Consider the following 5,441-nt stretch of genomic DNA (forward strand, 5'->3'; position numbering starts at 1 on the left):
GAGTTCTACCGGAGTTGGCAAGGTAGAATCCGGTGGAGATGTTAATATTAACTATACAGCCGGAACATGGAAATACGCTATTAGCAAAGGTTATCTCAAGGCAACAATTGACGAAGTATTTAATCTGGAAGCCAAAGGGATTACCTACGACAATACGAATGAATCCCTCGTATTTGAAACAGCGAGTGTCATCATTCCAGAACTCAACGAGACATCGGTTAAGGTAGAAAAAGCTCAGATTGATAAAAACGGCATTGATTGGGATAAAATCACCGTCAACACCAATGATATTAAATTAGGAGAATTCGCATCAGTTAGTCAGCCTACAGCAACCATCTGTGGCAAGAGCCAGCAATATAAATTAGAATGTGCCGGAGCAGTAGCAGTAAATATTGGCTCCAAAGAAATTGTTAATGTCAAATCAAGCGGCGACCTTAAGATTATTTACCAATCCGGTAAATGGGACTATGAAAGCAAGAATCTATCTCTAAGTGCGACAATCGCCGACATCTTGAATTTTGAGGCGAAAGGTATCAACTATGATCATGAAAAGAAATCCCTGACTTTAAGCCAAGCTAGTATCACTATTCCAGAACTAAAAAACATATCGGCGGAGGCGAAAAATGCACGAATTGATCACAACGGGATTGATTGGGATCAAATCAGCATCCCAATGCCAGAAATTCCCCTGGGTGAAATTGTAAAAATTAAAGAATCTAAAGCCAGTATTGAAGGTGCAAAACAAAAATATAGCACCATCATTGGTGGCCGTCTAGAATTAAAGTTTGGCGATTACTTCCAAGCCACAGGTACAGGTGCTGTCAAACTTGATCGAACTGTTTCACCTAGTCAACTCAAAATTGAGAGTGCCAAACTTGAAGCTCAGGGCAAGGTAGAACTACCTGGTAAATTGATGGTGTGGCCAAGTATTGATTTCAGCTATCCTATTGTCCCAGGCTTAGAGGCAGGGGTTCAGCTAGGCATTAAAGGTGGCATTGCGGGTGCGTTGAAAGGTGCAATAGCCAAAAATGGGACAAACCAAGATTGGGATTTTGCCGTTAACCCAGAGATCAAAGGATACTTAGCGGTTAGCTTAAAAGCTTTTGCGGGTGTGGGAAGTGCCTACATTGCCTCACTACAAGCATACATAGAAGGGATATGTCGTGCTGATGCAGTTGGGGGTCTGGAATTTAGCGGCAAATTTGGATATGACGAAAGTACCAAGAAAATTAATGCCAGTAAATTGACATCGAAATATTATGCTGAAGCCAAATTTACGGCTGAGATTGCTGCTGGCATTCAAGCTCAAGCATTCTACTTCTTCAAGAAAAACCTATACCGTATCACTATAGGTAAATGGGAGTTAGGTTCTGGTAATATTGGGGGCGATATTAAGATTGATGAGGATGGTAAATTAAAAGTTAGTTCACCTACATTCGGTGGAGTAATGAAAGGTGAGATTGAGAAAAATGGCACAGGTCCAAAAGGTGAAATAATTGCCGTCGCCGAAGCACAAAAATTGTTACGGGATGCAGCACAATCTATTGAAGGCAGTGGTGAAGAACGTCAAGCAATTATTAAGAAAATTGAGGCTAAATACAAGGAGGCAATTAAGGTAACACAAGGTGTTATCGACAAGGAGGTAGAAAAGAGCAATAAATGCGTTGATCAGCTAGACAAAATTAATGAAAAGTTATCGCGCTATAGCAATGTATGGAAGAAATTGAATGGGGATGAAAATGAACCTATCAAGAAAAGGAACATTATTAAACAAGTAGCCTCTGGCATACGGCACTCAGATAGTGTACATCAAGCCAAAGAGACAGTGAAGCAAGGAGGCACGACATTACGAGGAAGAAATAATAAAGATTACTTGAGCAACAGAATCAAAACAACAAGCGATCTTTGGGACAAAATTAGCGACAAATATGATGTACACTACGCGAGGTATCAAGATGCGGTCGCAGCTATCAAGCAATCAGTTACTGTGCTGGCAGATGTTGAAGCCGCTATTCAAAACATTCAAGCACTAGAGCAAGGAAAAGGCATTGAGAATATATCTACTATTGAAAAAGAGCAAAAAATACTAGATTCTGCTCAAGAAAAATTAAAGGAAGAGAGTATTAAGCTAGATATTTCATCCATTGAGAAACAAGTTTCTGAGTTGGAAGATATCGAAACTTGACAAGACAAAATTACGTTTTTAGGTGAATTTTTGTTGACAAAATAGTTCACAAAGTTACACTAAAATCTAAGCAATAACCTATCGTTTACTTTGGTGAATCACTAATGCTTCTGAAAGCTACAGAGTCTGTACTCAAAAAACAAGAATGGCAGTTTTACGATCTAGGTAACGCCACACTAAGGATTGATATCAATGGAGAAACTGCAAATTGGATTGTGATTGTAAAATGTGTGGATGAGTATCAGCAATTTGTGGCTTACTCAGTGTGTTCTAATAAACCCCTTGTGGAAAAGTACACTGTTATACAGGAGTTCTTAACACGGGCTAATTTTGGTTTAAAGTTCGGAAATTTTGAATTTGATTTACGAGATGGCGAAATTCGCTTCAAGACAAGCATACAATTTGCTGGCGAGGTTCAACCAGAATTAATGATTGAGCAATGTTTATTAATCAATATTATGACGATGGATCAATATTTGCCTGGGATTTTACAGGTGATGTTTACGGATATTTCTCCAGCAGCGGCGATCGCCCACATCGAAGATTCTGAAATAGATAAGTAGGTGAACAGGAAAATTTAAAGGTATGTAACGGTATGTAAAGTTGTCTCAATGCGATATTCTGATTGAGTTTCAGCCATTTTACAAAACGCAATACCCCTCATTTTTATTTTGTTCACCTACTTACATTATCTAGTGAGATTTAGAAGCAATCTTTAATTAAGATTATTTCCAGTTTACAAAAACAAGGAGAAAGGATAATGGCAGGAGGAGGCACTTCTGCCAATAAACTATTGAAGTCATATTGAACATCTCTGAGGTTTCATTTTATTAACTTTGGCTCAAATCTTAAAAACTATTCTTGTCATTCAAAAATTCTGATGACAATACAAAAAAATTAGAATACTTATGCTCCTGCGAGAAAAAGTTCATATCAACCAACTATTACTATTATTAAAACAGTTAGACGGACTATTAGAAAGTGCAATCATAGCCGCTCAAAGTGCCTATGGCACAGATGCGGAAAACAATTCCTATCGAGGAATACAAATCAATGAAGAAGAAGTAGAACGGTTACTAGAACGAAAACCAGGAATCCCCTTATTATATACAGAGAATTTTCAGCAATTTCCCTCGGATGTTGTTGAAACAGATTCCCCTCTCGCATGGCTTCAGAAAACTTTTGAGTTATCAGACTTCGATATCAATATTATAGCGATCGCACTCGCCCCAGAACTTGACCGCCGTTACGAACGCCTTTACGCCTATCTCCAAGATGATGTGCGTTGCAAACGACCGACAGTAGATCTAGCTCTAAATTTACTCTGTACTTCAGCAATAGAAAAACTCACAAGACGGGTTTATTTTAGTCCTGATGCGCCGCTGATTCATCATGGTCTGCTGCACCTTTTCCCGGAATCTCATCAAACAGATCCACCCCTACTTGCCCATAACATTAAACTTGATCAGCAGGTAATTCAACTGCTATTAGGAGAACCGGGAATTGATGGCAGACTCGTTTCTTTTTGTCAATTAATTACGCCTAAATTTCAGTTTGATGACTTGCCTTTAAAATCTGAAATTAAGCAAGGTTTAATATCTTTAGTCAATGCCGATTGGTTAGCAGATAAAACCCTAAATTTATATTTTCAAGGTGAGGACATTTCTGGCAAAAGTCATACCTCTGAAGCCATTGCTAATTCATTACAAGTACCTTTGTTAATAGCAAATTTGACGATAATTTTGGCTGCTAAAGCAGAGTTTCAATCTACTATCAAACTATTATTTCGGGAAGCTTGGTTTAAAAATGCCCTGCTTTATATCGAAGATTTAGATGTTTTACAAACCCAAGAAAATACTATTTTATATCAAGAGTTTCTCAAGCAATTAACAGAATATTCCAGAGTTACTATTTTAGCAGGTATTAAGTCTTGGGTAAATACGACAACTAAAGCCATAGAAGTAATCACAATTCCTTTTGTGATGCCAAATTTTCAGCAGCGTCGTTTTTATTGGGAAAATTGCTTGCAATCCGTAGGTATTACCCTGGATGCTATAGATTTGGATAGTTTGAGCGATCGCTTTCGTTTGACTTCTGAACAAATTGCTGATGCTGTGACAACTGCGACCAATCAAGTTCGCTGGCAAGCCGCGGTATCCGAGTTTCCTGATTCCCAATTTAGCCCGCAAAAACCTATAACATTAACTGATTTATTTACTGCGTCCAGAGGATTATCAGGTCAGGATTTAGCAACCTTGTCTCGGCATATTCAGCCTAAATATAGTTGGGAAGATATTATATTACCAGATCACCAAAAAAATCTATTACGAGAGATTTGCAATCAAATAAAGCATCAACATTTAGTTTGGGAAGAGTGGGGGTTTGAGAGTAAGGTATCACTAGGAAAAGGGTTAAATGTCATGTTTTCTGGAACTCCGGGAACAGGTAAAACTATGGCAGCAGAGATAATTTCTCAAGAACTCCAGCTTGATTTATATAAAATTGATTTGTCCCAAGTAGTTAGTAAATATATTGGGGAAACAGAAAAGAACCTAAATCGGATTTTTACCGCAGCTACTAATGCTAATGCTATTCTTTTATTTGATGAAGCAGATGCCCTATTTGGTAAGCGCAGCGAAGTGAAAGATGCCCATGATCGCTATGCTAATCTGGAAATCAGTTACCTGTTACAGAAAATGGAAGAGTATGAAGGCATAACTATTCTTACTACCAATCTCCGCATGAATATGGATGATGCTTTTGTGCGACGACTCCGGTTTATTATTGAATTCCCATTTCCCAGCGAAAAACAACGATATCAAATTTGGCAGAAAATATTTCCTAAAAGCGCACCCTGTAGTCCTGAATTAGATTTAAATTTTCTCGCCCGTAATTTTGAACTAACCGGGGCAAATATTCGTAATATTGCCTTAACCGCAGCTTTTTTAGCCGCAGATGATAACAATCAAATTGAAGTAGCTCACTTAATTCAAGCAGTACGTCGTGAATATCAAAAGATGGGTAAAATCATCAAAGAGAAAGAATTAGGGCTTGCTGAAAAAGGCTAAGCTGTTACGCAGCTAAATTTAATATACAGCATTACCTTTATTTTTAATTTTGCGCTCCCATTTAATAATAAGACCTCCTTCATTTAACAATTTATTCAACAACTCCTCTAGCTGTGATACGGACTCAAATAATCTATGAGCTATATATTCCTTTGCGGAATGCCAAACTAGTTCAATTAAATTATAAT

3 protein-coding genes and 1 pseudogene are annotated in these 5,441 nt (G+C 37.9%); 3 read left to right on the forward strand and 1 reads right to left on the reverse strand.

Annotated elements, in window-relative coordinates:
- From FJR11_RS22810 to FJR11_RS22820, 3 genes are all read left to right on the forward strand, one after another.
- The coding region (locus tag FJR11_RS22810) for a hypothetical protein (RefSeq protein WP_168507905.1) at window positions 1-2,185 on the forward strand (2,185 nt) is incomplete at its 5' end.
- 104 nt (window positions 2,186-2,289) lie between these two features.
- Window positions 2,290-2,748 carry a YbjN domain-containing protein gene (locus FJR11_RS22815; RefSeq protein WP_168507907.1) on the forward strand — a complete coding sequence of 153 codons (459 nt, stop codon included), beginning with the start codon at window positions 2,290-2,292 and terminating at the stop codon, window positions 2,746-2,748.
- 345 nt (window positions 2,749-3,093) lie between these two features.
- Window positions 3,094-5,253: an ATP-binding protein gene (locus tag FJR11_RS22820; protein ID WP_168507909.1), complete on the forward strand. Its 2,160-nt coding sequence runs from the start codon at window positions 3,094-3,096 to the stop codon at window positions 5,251-5,253.
- A gap of 18 nt (window positions 5,254-5,271) precedes the next feature.
- Here FJR11_RS22820 and FJR11_RS22825 read toward each other — a convergent pair.
- Window positions 5,272-5,441, reverse strand: a pseudogene (locus FJR11_RS22825) (IS630 family transposase); the annotation flags it as partial.

Origin of the sequence: Anabaena sp. UHCC 0187, from assembly GCF_009712035.1 — a bacterium.
Classification (GTDB): Bacteria; Cyanobacteriota; Cyanobacteriia; order Cyanobacteriales; family Nostocaceae; genus Dolichospermum.

What these genes read in the sequence shown, in the direction of transcription:
- FJR11_RS22815 (WP_168507907.1), top strand. Translation starts at nt 2,290, where the DNA reads ATGCTTCTGAAAGCTACAGAGTCTGTACTCAAAAAACAAGAATGGCAG.
- FJR11_RS22820 (WP_168507909.1), top strand. Translation starts at nt 3,094, where the DNA reads ATGCTCCTGCGAGAAAAAGTTCATATCAACCAACTATTACTATTATTA.